Consider the following 15,021-nt stretch of genomic DNA (forward strand, 5'->3'; position numbering starts at 1 on the left):
ATCAGGCAAGTTCGATCCAGTGCTGAGCACGGGCGACCTCCATGAATTGCTCGATGTCTTCACCGAGCTCCGGTACGCCGGGGAACTGCGCGTCCAGTTTGGCGATGATTGCCGCCACATCACGCTCGCCGTCGATCAAACCACCGATCAGCGCGGCGCTTTCATTAAGTTTGATCATGCCTTCCGGGTACAGCAGCACGTGGCCTTTCTGCGCCGGTTCGTACTGGAAACGGTAGCCCGTGCGCCAGGTCGGGGTCTTGCTGCGATCGAAACTCATAAGGTGATTCCTTTATGCCAGACCCGTTGTTCGGTCACACTGTGATACGGCGGGCGATTGAGCTCGTAGGCCATGGTCATGGCATCGAGCATGCTCCAAAGAATGTCCAGTTTGAACTGGAGAATTTCCAGCATGCGCTCCTGGCCTTCCCGCGTCGTGTAGTGCTGCAAAGTGATTGCGAGACCATGCTCGACATCGCGACGGGCCTGGCCCAGGCGCGTGCGGAAATACTCGTAGCCGGCCGGGTCGATCCACGGGTAATGCTGGGGCCAACTGTCGAGGCGCGATTGATGGATTTGTGGTGCGAACAATTCGGTCAATGAGCTGCTGGCGGCTTCCTGCCAACTGGCGCGGCGGGCGAAGTTGACGTAGGCGTCCACGGCGAAACGCACGCCGGGCAGCACCAGTTCCTGGGAGCGCAACTGATCCGGGTCGAGGCCGACCGCTTGGCCCAGGCGCAACCAGGCTTCAATGCCACCGTCTTCGCCGGGGGCGCCATCATGGTCGAGCAGGCGCTGAATCCACTCGCGACGGATCTCGCGATCCGGGCAGTTGGCGAGGATCGCAGCGTCTTTCAGGGGAATGTTCACCTGATAGTAGAATCGGTTGGCGACCCAACCCTGGATCTGCTCGCGGGTCGCCCGACCTTCATACATCGCCACATGATACGGGTGGTAGATGTGGTAGTAGGCGCCCTTGGCGCGCAGGGCGGCTTCGAACTCAGTAGGGGACATTGCGGTGTCAGTCATTTTGGTTCTCCGGGTAGGACCGGTGGATTCTTTGGTGTCGGGTCTGGCCTCATCGCGGGCAAGCCTTGCTCCTACAAGGGGACAGCGCTAACCCGTAGGAGCAAAGCTTGCTCGCGATATCGCCCTTCGCTACAACACAATACTCATGCCGTCATACGCCACTTCAACCTCACGACGAACCAGCTCCGCCCGTTCCGGCGAATCCTCATCCAGGATCGGGTTGGTGTTGTTGATGTGGATAAGCACTTTGCGCTGCTTGGGCAGTTGTTCCAGCACTTCCAGCATGCCGCCGGGGCCGTTCTGCGCCAAATGACCCATTTCCCGACCGGTGCGAGTGCCGACGCCACGGCGCTGCATTTCATCGTCGTCCCACATCGTACCGTCCACCAACAGGCAATCGCTGCCGGCCATGATTTCCAGCAGCGGCGCGTCGACCTTGCCCAGGCCCGGCGCGTAAAACAGTTTGCCGCCGGTGCTGAGGTCTTCGACGATCAGGCCGATGTTGTCGCCCGGGTGCGGGTCGAAGCGGTGCGGCGAGTAGGGCGGGGCGGCGCTACGCAGGGGCAGCGGGGTGAAACGCAGGTTCGGGCAGGCCGGCACAGTGAAACTCTGGTCGAGTTCGATACGGTTCCAGTTCAGCCCGCCGTTCCAGTGGGTCAGCATGGTGAACAGCGGAAACCCGGTGCTCAGGTCTTCGTGGACCATGTCGGTGCACCAGACTTGATGCGGGCAGCCTTCACGCAGGCTGAGCAGGCCGGTGGTGTGGTCGATCTGGCTGTCCATCAGGATGATCGCGCTGATCCCGGTATCGCGCAGGGCGCGGCCGGGTTGCATTGGGGCGAAACCCTGGAGTTGGGCGCGGATGTCCGGCGAGGCGTTGCACAGCACCCAGTTCACGCCGTCATCGGAAATCGCGATGGACGACTGAGTCCGCGCCTTGGCGTTCAGGCTGCCGTCGCGAAAGCCTGCGCAGTTCACGCAGTTGCAATTCCACTGCGGGAAACCACCGCCGGCGGCGGAACCTAGAATCTGGACAAACATGGCTGCTCCATCATTTCAACGCTGAAAATAAAAACGCCTCGGCAGACCGAGGCGTTGCACAACGATACAAACTCAGCGGCTTGCGAAGTACATGGTGACTTCAAAGCCGATACGCAGGTCGGTGTAAGCAGGTTTGGACCAGGACATGGGAGTGCTCCTTTCAGGTGGATGGGACAGTTGAGACCTATACATATAGTCCACCTCCAGCCGGAGATGTTCAGATAGTTAGGTGGCTATGTTACTCAAAATTACCGAGCCGTTGCCCGTGAAACTTTGAGAAAGCTAATTGCAGCGTCGGTAATGATCATTTTGCCGCTTGCCAGGGCGCACCAGGGCAAGCCGCGTTGGCCAGGCAGCGCCAGCCGCCTTCGGCGTTATTCAGGCGTTGGGCGGCGGTGATCAGTGCTTGGCGGTCGATCTTTAAAATTGCTTCAGGAAGTTGCGTCAGGTAATCCGACGAGTGGCCGGCGAGCCTGGCCTGCCACAGGAGTTCGGCGGCCTGGGCGTTGGGCAGGGTGGCGCTGTCGAATTGGTCGGCGAGGGCTTGGCGCTGCGCGAGGTAAGTCGCGTCATCGATGCCGTCGCTCAGTCCGCTCAAGAAGTGTTCGATGTGTTTCAGCAATTCAGCGGCAGCGACATGGGGTGATTGCACACCAAACAATAATCCGGTCTGGCCGTTTATCTGGCGTATGCCGCTGAATACGGCGTAACCCAGTTGAAGCTCGACCCGCAAGCGTTGGTAGAACGGCGTTTGGCTCAGGTGGGCGAGCAGACGCCAGCAGGCTTCGTCAGATATGTCCTGTGTGGCTGTCGGACAGAACAGTAGCAATGCGTGATCGCTGGAGCCTGTGTCGTGGTGATTCCACAAATGCTGCGCGTTGATCAAGCATGGCGGCGTCAACTGACTGTCCGCAGTGCCGGGGATACGGCTCAAGGCAACGCCCATGGCCGCTTGGGTCTGGGCGGACAGGCCCACGGCCAGACCATCCCAGCGTGCGCTTGACCAGAGTTTTTGCAGATCGCCGGAACTGACAGTGTGTTGGACGCCATGCTCCGGCAGCGCTTTGAGTAGCTGCCGAATGGGTATCAGCGCAGGACTTGCCGGCTCCGCTTGTGGGAAATCGGCATCAGCGTTTGTCAGAGCGGTCAGCGCATGTTCGAGGACTGTTGGCATCGGCTCCTGCAGACCGGTCATTTTCATCAGCCATTCATTGCCCGTTGCGCTGAAGGACATATCGACACCAGCCTGACGGGCGTCCTCACACAATGGCTCAAGGCTGGTTTCCAGGTGCGATTGGAGGCGGCCATCCGGCGCCGAATCCAGCCGCCAGCGCAGGTAAATGGCGCCCTCGTCGGTATTCCCCGGCAGCGCCTGACTGAACTGCATCGGTGAACGCTCACGACGTCCTCGGGAACGATCCTGGGCAAAGGTGCGCAGGCCTCGATGGGCGCTGGTCTGGCCACGGATCAGCCCGGCATTGGCGATGGGTGTCTCTAAGCGCAAAAACGGATTAGGCGCCGGCAGTTGCCATTGGCCGGTGAAGTTATCCACAGCGCCGATTTGTTTCATGACGTCCTTGAGGGCGCTAACACCCTGCTCGGATAGCCCGGTTTCAAGCTGTTCGCTGTCCCGTTGCGCCAGTTGCAGGGCGCTGCTGACTTGCTGTTGACGCAGCAGCAGGGCCGCGTACTCGTCGCGCAGGCCGCGCCAGTCTTGTTGGGCGGCGAAGAATCCCAGCCAATCCATCAGTTGTTCACGGATTCCCGTCGGTGTTGCGTTGGCGGGCAGTTTGAATTCGATGTGAAGCACGGCTTGCCCGGCGAACTGATACAGCGGCGAGGCTTTCAGGCTGTCGGCCATGCCGCTGTCTTGCAGTTTGGCCAGCAGGCCGCCGGATTTCGCGGCGTTCAGCCAATGGCACAGGAACGCTAAGGCCTCAGGTGATGAGTCGGGAAGCGCTTCGAAGGTGAACAGCAGGTCCAGCCGACGATCGCTAGCCTGTTGATAACTTTTGTCGGAAGAATCCATCAGAGAAACAGGCGTGTGTTGCAGGGCTTTTCCACCTTGGGCGATGACTGCACCGAACACCTCGGCCATCGCTCTCAACTCATCAAGACTCTGTGGTCCGGCCAGACTCAATGTCATCTGCCCAGTCTGATAAAACCGCTGATAAAAATCTGTTAACGCGAGCTGAAACTCAGGCTGCGGCACCTGCAAACTATCCCGATTGCCTGCATGAAACGCCCGCAACGGATGGGATTCCGATAGCCCATCGAACAAGGCCAGTTGCTGTTGCGCGGTAGCATCCTGGGACCACGCAACACATTCCGCCTGCAACACTTCCCGTTCCCGCAACTGATCGTCCAGATTCATACGCGGGTGAGCGAGCATGTCTGACAGACGCTCCAGCCCACCGGCAAATGCCTGAGGCGGCAATTCGAAAAAGAAGTCCGTCGTGCGCTCACGGGTGCGCGCATTCACCTGGCCGCCATGACCCTGGACGTAGGCCATCAGCCCTTGGCCAGTAGGAAAGCGCTCGGTCCCCAGAAACAGCAAATGCTCAAGAAAGTGCGCCAGTCCGGGCCAGGCCAAAGGCACGTCATGACTGCCGGCCGCCACCCGCAACGCCGCAGCACTGCGCTTCAAATCCGGGGCATGACGCAGCGTCACCCGCAGGCCGTTGGCCAGGGTTTCAGTATGTGGGCGGGGATGATTCAACGCAGGCATGAGCACTTCCAGAACAGAGAAGCGCTAATGCTAGCGGATAACTGTGTCTCAGCGCTTGTTCAGCTCGCCGTAAAGCTCGGGACGGCGATCAAGCAGGTAGCGATTGGCCGCGCGGGAATCGACCATCAACTGCCGATCCAGCTCACCGACAATCAGCGCTTCATCCAGCCCGGCCTGGGCGATACGGCTGCCATCCGGCGCGGCGATGCTGCTTTGGCCGCAGTATTGGATGTCGCCTTCATGGCCACAATAGTTGGCGTAAGCCACATAGCACTGGTTTTCGAAAGCCCGGGCGCGGACGGTGACATCGGCGACAAAGTCGAAGGGAATCATGTTCGCCGTCGGCACCAGGATCAGCTCGGCACCGGCCAGGGCCAGGCGTCGGGCGTTCTCCGGGAACTCCATGTCGTAGCAAATCAGGAAGCCGAGTTTCCAGCCATTGAGCTCAACCAGGGGGAAATCATCCCCGCCGGCGCTGAACATCGAGTGATCGAGGTCGCCGAACAGGTGCGTCTTGCGGTAGTTGCACAGGCGCTCGCCCTGGGCGTCGATCAACTGCACGGAGTTGTAGATCTGGCCGTCTTCGGTGCGCTCGGGGTAGCCATAAAGTATGGCAATCCCGGCCGTCTTCGCGATGCGCGCAATCTGCTGCGCCGATTCACCGTTGTGCACCTCGGCAAGGACGCTGACCGCATCGACGCCGATGTTGTAGCCGGTCAGGAACATCTCCGGCAGCACCAGCAAGTCGGCGCCTTTGGCCTCCAGCGCCAATTGATGCAGGCGTTGCAGATTGCCGGCGATGTCCAGGGGCAGCGGCGGACATTGGTAAAGGGCTACGCGCATTTCGGATTCCTCTTACTCGGGCAGGGCGATCGGACCGATCTCGTTGAACACATCTCCTGGACCCGGGTTCTCGGCGTGAGTTTCACCGCCGAAATGTTTCATGATGCCCCACACCGCGTTGAGCGAGGTCTGCACCGCGCCTTCAACCCAGGCCGGCGTCCAGGAAACATCGTCGCCGGCAATGAAAATCCCGCGCTGCTCGGCTGGCATATCGTCCTGCATGAAGTGCGCGTACATGCGTTGGTTGTAGCGATAGTGGCCTGGCAGGGCGCCTTTGAAGGCGCCGAGGAAATGCGGGTCGGATTCCCAGGACACCGTGATCGGGTCGCCAATGATCCGCGCGGCGATGTCGACTTTCGGGTAAATCTTCTTCAACGCATCCAGCGCCAGCTTCACGCGCTTTTCCACCGGGTGCGGGAGCATTTTCAGCGCATCGCTCATCCACGAGTACGACAGGCAAATCACGCCGGGCTTGTCGTCGCCGTTGTCGAACAGGTAAGTGCCGCGGGTCAGGCGATCGGTGAGGGTCATGCTCATCAGGTCGCGGCCGGTTTCGGGATCCTTGTCTTTCCAGAAAGGCCGGTCGACCATCACAAAGGTCTTCGAGGATTGCATGTAGCGGGTGCGGTCGAGGGCCATCCACATCTTTTGCGAGAACAGGGTTTCGTCGCATTCGATCTGGGTGGTCAGCAGCCAGCTCTGGCAGGTGGTCAATACGGCGGCGTATTCGCGGCTGTCGCCATAGTTGTCGGTGACCGTGAAACGGCCATTCGGTGCGTGGGCGATTTTCTTCACCCCGGAACGCGGGGCGCCCCGGTGCAACGAACTGAGGCTGGTGCCTTCTGGCCAATGCACGCAACGTTCCGGCACATGGCGCCAGATGCCCAGCGGCACTTGTTCGACACCGCCGACCACCAGGTGCTGGTGATCGTCGCAGTTGGTCATCACGACGCGGAAGATTTCCAGCATCGAGTTGGGGAAGTCCGAGTCCCAGCCGCCGGTGCCGAAACCGACCTGGCCAAACACTTCGCGGTGATGGAACGACAGCTTGGCGAAGGCTTTGGAGGTGGCGACAAAATCGTAGAACGTGCGGTCGTCCCACAGCGGAACGAGGGTGTTCCACAGCTCTTTAAGGCGTGGTACGTCGCGGTCGCGGATCGCTTGCTGGATCTCTTTGAAGCGCGAGCCGTCTTCCAGCGCATCGGCCCAGGCGTCAGCCACTTCCTGGAACAGTGCAGGAAGATCCGACAGCTTCTGTGCGTAATGGGTCTGGCCTTCCAGGTCGATCACCGTGCTGCCCGACGCGGGCGTCAGCGGGTTCGGGAACGGTTTGGTTTCCAGGCCGAGTTTGTCGACATAGTGATAAAACGCGGTGGACGACACCGGGAAACGCATGCCGCCGAGCTCGGCAACGATGCCTTCGGCGCCATTGAACGCCTGGGAGCGCAGACGACCGCCCATCTTCGAGGCTTCATAGACGACGGGTTTGAGGCCCAGTTTCATCAGTTCGTAAGCGGCGACCAGACCTGCGATGCCGCCACCGACGATGGCCACTTCTGCGCCGTGGTTATGCTCGGGAATACTGCCGAGGCCGGCCGGGTGCTCGATCCAGTCGTCGAAGGCGAAAGGAAAATCCGGACCAAAAATGGTGACTGGTTTTTTACCGTCTGCAGGATGGCGATTATTCTTGTTCATGGCTGACCTTGCTGGCGACCCGACGCGGGATGCGCGTCTGAGTATAGGAAAAGATGGCAGCCATTCTAGAGAGCGTAGAACACGTTAATAAGACGCAATGTGTCGTCGTTTTGCCAGATAACTGATCAATATGACGATCTCTCACTGCATTCCGTCGGCTAAACCGGCTGCCCCCGGTCAATCTTGCTACTCAAGATGATCGACGTGGTCGTCTTCTCCACCCCATCCACACTGCCAATCTGATCCAGCAACTGATCCAGTTGCTCCGGCGAGTCCGTGCGTAACCACGCCACATAATCAAATTCACCACTCACCGCGCATAGCTGCTGCACCTGAGCCATCGCACTAAGGCGGCGCAACACTTCCTTGCCGGAGCGCGGCTGCACGGTGATCCCGACGTACGCCTGCAACCCGCCATCCACCACGCGCTGACCCAGGCGCACGCCGTAACCGGTGATGACCTTGGCCTTTTCCAGCCGTGCCAGCCGTGAAGTCACCGTGGTGCGTGCGATGCCCAATTGCCTGGCCAGCATGGCCACGCTTTCACGGGCATTGATTTGCAAGGCCGCGATCAACTGGCGGTCGATTTCGTCAAGCACGGGCGGGCGGGTGTCAGGCAAAGGTCGTCTCCAACAACACAAATCGATGGGTTGGCATGTTACAGCACGGCTTGCGTGGCGGAGGTTTGATCTGGCTTCAGTACCGTTCAGAACTTTTTTACCTGCGACAAATTGCCATAAGTAACTAGGTAGTACATCATTTCGCGCTTGTCACAAATGGGGAAAACTTCCGACATGAATAATTCTGGGGCTGCCGCCGGCAGCAAGTGGTTGCTGTGGGGGTTGGGTGTCCTGATCGCGTTGATCGGGCTCGGCCTGGCCGGCGGCGGTGGTTACCTGATTGCTTTGGGAGGGAGCTGGTACTTCCTGCTGATGGGCCTGGCGATGCTGGTGTCCGGGTTGATGATTGCCCGGCGCAAGCCGCAGGGGGCGTGGCTGTATGGCGTGGCGCTGATCCTGACGGCGATCTGGGCGGTGTGGGACAGCGGTTTCGATTACTGGCCGCTGGTGTCGCGGGTGCTGACGTTTGCCGTGATCGGCCTGGTTGTCGCGCTGATTTATCCCACGCTAGTGCGTGCTTCCGGCGCTAATGCTGGGCGTGGCGCTTACGGTCTGGCAGGCATTCTGGGCGTTGGCATCGTCGCCACGCTGGCCTACATGTTCGTGCCGACCCACGTGGTCAAGGCCAACATTGAACCGGCGGTCACTCCGGTGAAACCGGGCACCGAACAGAAAGACTGGGCCCACTGGGGCAACACCACCGCCGGCAATCGCTTCGCCGCGCTGGACCAGATCAACAAAGGCAATATCGACAAATTGCAGGTGGCCTGGACCTTCCACACCGGCGATATCCCGCAAAGCACCGGCGCCGGCGCCGAAGATCAGAACACCCCGCTGCAAATCGGGGACACGGTCTACACCTGCACCGCCTACGGCAAAGTCTTCGCCCTGGACGCCGACACCGGCACCCAGCGCTGGAAGTTCGACCCCCAAGGCACCGCGCCGAACTGGCAGCGCTGCCGTGGCCTGGGTTATTCCGAAACCCCTGTAGCGTCGGATAACCAGCCAACCGCCTGTGCGAAACGTCTATTCCTGCCGACCGGCGACGCCCGTCTGATCGCCATCAATGCCGATACCGGCAAGCCGTGCGCAGACTTCGGCGACAAAGGCACAGTCGATCTGAAAACCGACATGGGTGAGGTGAAACCCGGTTACTACCAGCAAACCTCGACTCCGCTGGTCGCCGGCAATGTGGTGATCGTCGGTGGTCGTGTGGCCGACAACTACTCCACCGGCGAACCGCCAGGCGTGGTCCGTGCCTACGACGTGCGCAGTGGTGAACTGGCCTGGGCTTGGGATCCGGGCAACCCGAACACCACCAAACGCCCACCGGCCGGTGAGACCTATACCCGTGGCACGCCGAACGTCTGGTCGGCCATGTCCTACGACGACAAACTCGGTCTGGTCTACCTGCCGACCGGCAACGCCACCCCGGACTTCTTCGGCGGCCAGCGCACGGCCTTCGATGACAAGTGGAACTCGTCCATCGTCGCCATCGACGTGAAGACCGGTCAGGTGCGCTGGCACTTCCAGACCACCCACCACGACCTCTGGGACTTCGACCTGCCGGCGCAACCGCTGCTCTACGACGTGCCGGACGACAAGGGCGGCACCCAGCCAGCCTTGGCGCAAGTCACCAAACAGGGCGAGATCTTCCTGCTCAACCGCGAAACCGGCGTGCCGATAGCGCGGGTGGAAGAACGCCCGGTGCCACAAGGCAATGTCCCCGGCGAACGCTACTCACCGACCCAGCCGTTCTCGGTGGACATGCCGTCAATCGGCAACCAGACCCTGACCGAATCCGACATGTGGGGCGCCACGCCGTTTGACCAATTGATGTGCCGCATCCAGTTCAAAGGCATGCGCCACCAAGGCGTCTACACCCCGCCGGGCCTTGATCGCGCATTGCAATTCCCGGGTTCCCTGGGCGGTATGAACTGGGGCAGTGTCTCGGTCGATCCGAACACGAATTACATGTTCGTCAACGATATGCGCTTGGGCTTGGCCAACTACATGATCCCGCGCAATAAGATTGCTGCCGGGGCCAGCGGCATCGAAATGGGTGTCGTGCCACAGGAAGGCACGCCCTTCGGTGCCATGCGCGAACGCTTCCTCTCTGCGGCCGGCATTCCATGCCAGAAACCACCGTTTGGCACCATGTCCGCCATCGACCTCAAGACTCACAAACTGATGTGGCAGGTTCCGGTCGGCACCGTTCAAGACACGGGGCCGCTGGGTATTCGCATGCACTTGCAGATTCCGATTGGCATGCCGACGCTGGGGGCTTCGCTGGCTACTCAGTCGGGGCTGCTGTTCTTCGCCGGTACTCAGGATTTCTATCTGCGGGCATTTGATACGGGTAACGGCAACGAGATCTGGAAATCGCGGTTGCCGGTGGGCAGTCAGTCCGGGCCGATGACTTATGTTTCGCCGAAAACTGGCAAGCAATACATCCTGCTGACGGTGGGTGGGGCGCGACAGTCTTCGGATCGGGGGGATTACGTGATTGCGTATGCGTTGCCTGAGTAGGGGAAATCGCAGGTGAAGAAAAAGCCCGGCATTTCTGCCGGGCTTTACAGGACTTTAAGACTCAAGCGCATGCTTGATTGTGCCATTCACCTTCAAACTCCAGATTCAGTTTGTAGAGTTCGTGGTCCAATTTGTTGATGGTATTGATAGCCGCCATCAGATCCGCTTCACCCGTTTTGGCTTCAAGATAAAGGCCTCGCAAGTACCGGTCGTTCACCATCGGGATCTTGTCGGTTTTTTCCCAGATCGCTACAGCCTGACTTGTCAAACCAACAATCTCGGCGAGGCTTTCCTGGGACAGGCCAAGCTCCTTCCTCAAAAATCTGAACTCAGCACCTGTTAGTACTGAAGGTTTCTCCGCGATGGCTTTACCGATTACGTCATGGAGGCCCTTCACGTCCGTGATGGCGACAGACTCGCCATAGGCGGTCTCCTTCACCACGAAGCCATTGCTAAGCCATACGTTCGGTAGGCCGCTTTCTACGTAGTGGTACATAAAATTCATCCCTTCTTTTTTGCCTGCAACTCTAATGCGCCGGCAAGTCGAGCTGAACGGTCCATGGCTAATTCAGAAGTTTCTGACGGAAAAAAAGTTTGAGCAACCAGAACGCCAGACACGAAAAAGCCGCGCATCAGCGCGGCTTTTTTGTTTGGTGGGCCCAGTAGGACTCGAACCTACGACCAAGGGATTATGAGTCCCCTGCTCTAACCAACTGAGCTATAGGCCCTCAGTAGGCCGCGGATTATAGCGACGGTTTCTCGGCTGTGCTATCCGAAAAATCCGATACGGCAATACGAAGAAACGTCGCGGCGAATTCTTCGGGCGGTAAGGGCAGGCTGACGATGTAGCCCTGGATCTGTTCGCAGCCTTCGAGGGCGAGGAATTCTTGCTGGGCCTGGGTTTCGACACCCTCGGCGATGATGGTGAATTGCATGCTGCGGCCGAGGGCGATGATGGCCCGCACAATGGCCGCGTCGTGGGGGTCATCCGGCAGTCCGCGGACGAAAGACTGGTCGATTTTTAGGATGTCCAGCGGCAGGCGCTTGAGGTAGCTCAGGGACGAATAACCGGTACCGAAGTCGTCGATCGCCAGCTGCACGCCCAAGTGTTTGAGTTGGTGCAGCACCGCCAGCGCTTCTTCAGCCTGGCTCATGATGAAGTTTTCGGTAATTTCCAGTTGCAGAAAACCGGGCTTGAGGCGGTTGTCCTTGAGCAACTGCTCGATGCGGCCGAGCAGGTTTGGCTGACGCAATTGTGCGCCGGCGAGGTTGACCGACAGTGGGCCCGGGCTTTCATAGAGTTGGTTCCACTCGAACATCTGCCGGCACGCAGTTTCGAGTACCCAATCGCCGATCTGCAGGATCATGCCGTTTTCTTCGGCCAGGGGAATGAAGTGCTCGGGGGGGACATCGCCGAAGGTTGGGTGACGCCAGCGTATGAGTGCTTCGGCGCCCACCAGGCGATGGTCGTCGAGGCTGATTTTCGGTTGGTAGTACAGATGCAATTCATTGCGCTCGATGGCGCGACGCAGTTCATGTTCCAGTGCCACGCGTTCGCTGGCCTGGGCGGTGAGGTCGCGGGTGTAGCTTTCGACCCGGTTGCGGCCCTTGGCCTTGGAGCGGTACATCGCTGCGTCGGCGTTCTTGACCAGGGTGGCGACGTCGCAGCCGTCCTTGGGATACAGGCTGGTGCCGATGCTGGCACTGATGAAGAACTCGTGTTCACCGGCCTGGAACGGTGCGGCGAAGCAGTTCAGCAGCTTGGTCGCGATGTGGTCGGCGTCGCTGGCTTGCTGCAGGCCGGGCAGCAGGATGATGAACTCGTCGCCGCCCAGTCGCGCCACGGTGTCGATGTCCCGTAGCTGCTCCTTGAGGCGCACGGCGATGCCTTTGAGCAGCAGGTCGCCGACCGGGTGACCGAGGCTGTCATTGATGTGCTTGAAGCGGTCGAGGTCGAGGAACAGCACCGCGCCCTGGCCGCCGTTTTCCTGCTGATTGTTGAGTGCAGTCAGCAGTCGGCTTTCGAACAACGTGCGGTTCGGCAGGCCGGTGAGCGGGTCGTGGTGGGCCTGGTAATCGAGCTTGGCCTGGGCGTGCTTGAGGCTGGAGATGTCCGCAAACACGGCAACAAAGTGCGTGATGAATTTGTCGCGGTTGCGCACGGCGCTGATGGTCAGCCAGCTCGGGTACAGCTCGCCGTTCTTGCGCCGGTTGGAGATCTCGCCTTGCCAATGGCCCTCATCGGTCAATTGATGCCACATCGCTGCATAGAAGGCGCTGTCATGCAGGCCCGAAGCGAGCAGGCGAGGGGTGTGGCCCAGTGCTTCGCTTTCGCTGTAGCCGGTGATTTCGGTAAACGCGCGATTGACCGCGCTGATGTGTTGTTGGGTGTCGGTAATCAATACGCCTTCGGCGGTGCTTTCGAACACCGTGGCGGCCTGTTGCAGTTTTTCCTGCATCAGGTGCCGTTCGGTGATGTCCCGGGCGATGGTCAGCATGCAGTCTTCATCGCCGATCGGCAGCGGGCGGCTGGACACCTCGCAGAGACGGATCTGCCCGTCATTGCGGCGGATATGGCAGCTGAAATCCCGAACAAAGCCATCCCGGTGCAACAGGTCGAGCATCTGTTTGCGTTCGTTCAGATTGACCCAGATCCCCAGGTCCAGCGCCGAGCGATCCACCGACATCGCGCTGTTGAAGCCCGTAATGCGGCTGAAACCCTCGTTGACCTCCAGCAGCAGGCCATCGCTCTGCCGCGACAGCAGCAAGCCGTCAGGCGAGGCGTGGAAGGCCTTGGCGAACTTCTCCTCGGAGGTTTGCAGCTGTTGCTGGGTTTCCTTGAGCTGACTGATGTCCCGCACCACGACGACTAGTGCCGGTGTCGTATCGAGATCGAAGGGCTCGGCGGAAATCAGGCCGGTGAACACCTGGCCGTTGTTGCGACGAAAGGGCATCTCCAGATTACGGATGCTGCCGGCTTGCAACCGCTGCAACAAGCCCGGACCCACGCCCGGAATGCCCCAGATGTTCAAGTCGGTGGCGGTCTGGCCGACGACGTCTCTGGCCTTGAGGCCGATCTGCTCTTCGAACGCCTCGTTGACCTCCAGCAGGCAGCCATCGGAAAGCCGCGCAATCACCAGGATGTCCGGGCATTGCTGGAACACTGACGCGAATTTCTGTTCCGACAGGCGCAGCGCTTCTTCGGTACGCTTGGCGTCGCTGATGTCGATCATCAGCCCGCGCAGCACCGGTTCATGGCCGTGCTCAATCAGGCTGACGATATCGCGCACCCACAGGCAGCGGCCATCGGCCGTGATGACCCGGTAATCGACGCTGTGATCGCGTCCGGCCAGCACTTCGTGATCGCAAAAGGTCTGGGCGCGGGTCAGGTCCGCCGGGTGGATGATGTTGCGCCAGAACCCCGGAATCAGCCAATGAGACAGGGGATAGCCGAGCAGGTCTTCAGCATGGGGCGACACGTAGCTGTAGGTGAAATCGCTGATCCGCGCTTCCCAGGCAATGGCCGACAGACTCTCCACCAGCCCGCGATAGTGGTATTCGCTGCTGCGTAACTCCTGTTCCAGATCCACCCGTCGGGCAATTTCCGAACTCAGTCGACGGTTGATCCGGATGACCACCGCCAGCACGATAATCAGAAACAGCAGGCCTGGCAGGCCATAGACCAGCAAGTCGTTCCAGAAAGTCCGATGATCGAGGACGTTACCGACCCAATGTTCCTGAATGGCGTTGATTTCGCTCGAACTCATGTCTGCCAGGACTTTGTCGATGATGCCGACGAGCATTTTGTTTTTCGGCGGCACCGCCATCGCTAATTGATAGCGATAGGGCGTCTCGCCGCTGACATAAAGCCCGTCGAGCTTGAGCTGGCGCAGGCTCCAGACGCTGGAGGCGAGATCGCCAACCACGGCGTCCACTTCGTCGGTGGCCAGCGCCTGCAGCGCCGAGCTGACATTGGGCATCGCCACCAGGTTCAGGTCTGGATGGTGGGTGCGCAGCAGTTCATGGGGGGCGTAGTTTTCCACCACGGCGATTTTCAGACCGTACAGGTCCTCGATTTTGTGCGGCTGGGCGCCGCCGATATGGGCGAGGATGACAATCGGAAAATCCAGGTAGGGCCGGGTGAACGACAGGTAAGTCTGGCGTTCCGGGGTCGACATGATGCCGGGTAACAGGTCCAGCTTGCCCTGCTTGACCTGCTCCAGGACCACCGTCCAACTGACTGGCTCTATGGGGGTGAGCTTGATGTCCAGGCGTTGGCGGATCACGTTGATGTAGTCCGCGGCCAGGCCTTGATAACGGCCCTGCTCGTCGCGGAACTCAAACGGTGGCCAGGACGCGTCGACGCCCAGACGCAAGTCCGGGTGAGCCGCCAGCCAGCTACGTTCTTCGTCGGTCAGAGTCAGCGCGCCAGCCGTTGCGGTCCAGGTCATCAGCGACAGCAAAAAAAGCACGGTCGGCAATCTGGGCATAACGGTCTCGTTATGGCTCGGGGGAATGTTTCGAGTGTAGTCGGGCAAT

11 protein-coding genes and 1 tRNA gene are annotated in these 15,021 nt (G+C 60.1%); 1 reads left to right on the forward strand and 11 read right to left on the reverse strand.

The features are described from left to right. Position 1: 1 nt before the first annotated feature. The 8 genes from pqqD to HKK53_RS23520 form a co-directional block, all read right to left on the reverse strand. On the reverse strand, positions 2–277 hold the full coding sequence (gene pqqD / locus HKK53_RS23485) for a pyrroloquinoline quinone biosynthesis peptide chaperone PqqD (protein WP_169372793.1): 276 nt from the start codon (positions 275–277) through the stop codon (positions 2–4). After that, entirely contained in the window at positions 274–1,026 is a 753-nt protein-coding gene (gene pqqC, locus HKK53_RS23490; RefSeq protein ID WP_123410558.1) for a pyrroloquinoline-quinone synthase PqqC, read from the reverse strand. Before pqqC ends, pqqD begins: the two co-directional genes overlap by 4 nt. Before the next feature lie 129 nt (positions 1,027–1,155). Continuing rightward, entirely contained in the window at positions 1,156–2,067 is a 912-nt protein-coding gene (pqqB, locus tag HKK53_RS23495) for a pyrroloquinoline quinone biosynthesis protein PqqB (protein WP_169372794.1), read from the reverse strand. A 72-nt stretch (positions 2,068–2,139) separates the two neighbouring features. Continuing rightward, positions 2,140–2,214 (reverse strand): pyrroloquinoline quinone precursor peptide PqqA, encoded by a 75-nt coding sequence (gene pqqA, locus HKK53_RS23500; RefSeq protein ID WP_009045898.1) that lies wholly within the window; start codon positions 2,212–2,214, stop codon positions 2,140–2,142. A 157-nt stretch (positions 2,215–2,371) separates the two neighbouring features. Further along, on the reverse strand, positions 2,372–4,795 hold the full coding sequence (pqqF, locus tag HKK53_RS23505) for a pyrroloquinoline quinone biosynthesis protein PqqF (RefSeq protein ID WP_169372795.1): 2,424 nt from the start codon (positions 4,793–4,795) through the stop codon (positions 2,372–2,374). Between the two features lie 48 nt (positions 4,796–4,843). After that, entirely contained in the window at positions 4,844–5,638 is a 795-nt protein-coding gene (locus HKK53_RS23510) for a carbon-nitrogen hydrolase family protein (protein ID WP_169372796.1), read from the reverse strand. 12 nt (positions 5,639–5,650) lie between these two features. After that, positions 5,651–7,333 (reverse strand): flavin monoamine oxidase family protein, encoded by a 1,683-nt coding sequence (locus tag HKK53_RS23515; RefSeq protein ID WP_169372797.1) that lies wholly within the window; start codon positions 7,331–7,333, stop codon positions 5,651–5,653. A gap of 158 nt (positions 7,334–7,491) precedes the next feature. Further along, positions 7,492–7,953, reverse strand: coding sequence for an Lrp/AsnC family transcriptional regulator (locus HKK53_RS23520; protein WP_007980298.1), 462 nt, complete (start codon positions 7,951–7,953; stop codon positions 7,492–7,494). Positions 7,954–8,127: 174 nt separating this feature from the next. Here HKK53_RS23520 and HKK53_RS23525 point away from each other — a divergent pair, with 174 nt between their 5' ends. Then, positions 8,128–10,482, forward strand: coding sequence for a glucose/quinate/shikimate family membrane-bound PQQ-dependent dehydrogenase (locus HKK53_RS23525; RefSeq protein ID WP_169372798.1), 2,355 nt, complete (start codon positions 8,128–8,130; stop codon positions 10,480–10,482). Positions 10,483–10,543: 61 nt separating this feature from the next. On the opposite strand, the gene HKK53_RS23530 is transcribed toward HKK53_RS23525, so the two are convergent. The 3 genes from HKK53_RS23530 to HKK53_RS23540 form a co-directional block, all read right to left on the reverse strand. Next, a complete protein-coding gene (locus tag HKK53_RS23530) occupies positions 10,544–10,978 on the reverse strand; it encodes a transcriptional regulator (RefSeq protein WP_169372799.1) in 435 nt (144 codons plus the stop codon). 155 nt (positions 10,979–11,133) lie between these two features. After that, a tRNA-Ile gene (locus tag HKK53_RS23535) sits at positions 11,134–11,210 on the reverse strand. A gap of 15 nt (positions 11,211–11,225) precedes the next feature. Beyond that, a complete protein-coding gene (locus tag HKK53_RS23540; protein ID WP_169372800.1) occupies positions 11,226–14,972 on the reverse strand; it encodes a bifunctional diguanylate cyclase/phosphodiesterase in 3,747 nt (1,248 codons plus the stop codon). Between the last annotated feature and the right edge of the window lie 49 nt (positions 14,973–15,021).

The sequence above is a fragment of the Pseudomonas sp. ADAK7 genome, assembly GCF_012935675.1.
Classification (GTDB): domain Bacteria; phylum Pseudomonadota; class Gammaproteobacteria; order Pseudomonadales; family Pseudomonadaceae; genus Aquipseudomonas.

What these genes read in the sequence shown, in the direction of transcription:
- pqqD (WP_169372793.1), bottom strand. Translation starts at nt 277, where the DNA reads ATGAGTTTCGATCGCAGCAAGACCCCGACCTGGCGCACGGGCTACCGT.
- pqqC (WP_123410558.1), bottom strand. Translation starts at nt 1,026, where the DNA reads ATGACTGACACCGCAATGTCCCCTACTGAGTTCGAAGCCGCCCTGCGC.
- pqqB (WP_169372794.1), bottom strand. Translation starts at nt 2,067, where the DNA reads ATGTTTGTCCAGATTCTAGGTTCCGCCGCCGGCGGTGGTTTCCCGCAG.
- pqqF (WP_169372795.1), bottom strand. Translation starts at nt 4,795, where the DNA reads ATGCCTGCGTTGAATCATCCCCGCCCACATACTGAAACCCTGGCCAAC.
- HKK53_RS23510 (WP_169372796.1), bottom strand. Translation starts at nt 5,638, where the DNA reads ATGCGCGTAGCCCTTTACCAATGTCCGCCGCTGCCCCTGGACATCGCC.
- HKK53_RS23515 (WP_169372797.1), bottom strand. Translation starts at nt 7,333, where the DNA reads ATGAACAAGAATAATCGCCATCCTGCAGACGGTAAAAAACCAGTCACC.
- HKK53_RS23525 (WP_169372798.1), top strand. Translation starts at nt 8,128, where the DNA reads ATGAATAATTCTGGGGCTGCCGCCGGCAGCAAGTGGTTGCTGTGGGGG.
- HKK53_RS23530 (WP_169372799.1), bottom strand. Translation starts at nt 10,978, where the DNA reads ATGTACCACTACGTAGAAAGCGGCCTACCGAACGTATGGCTTAGCAAT.
- HKK53_RS23540 (WP_169372800.1), bottom strand. Translation starts at nt 14,972, where the DNA reads ATGCCCAGATTGCCGACCGTGCTTTTTTTGCTGTCGCTGATGACCTGG.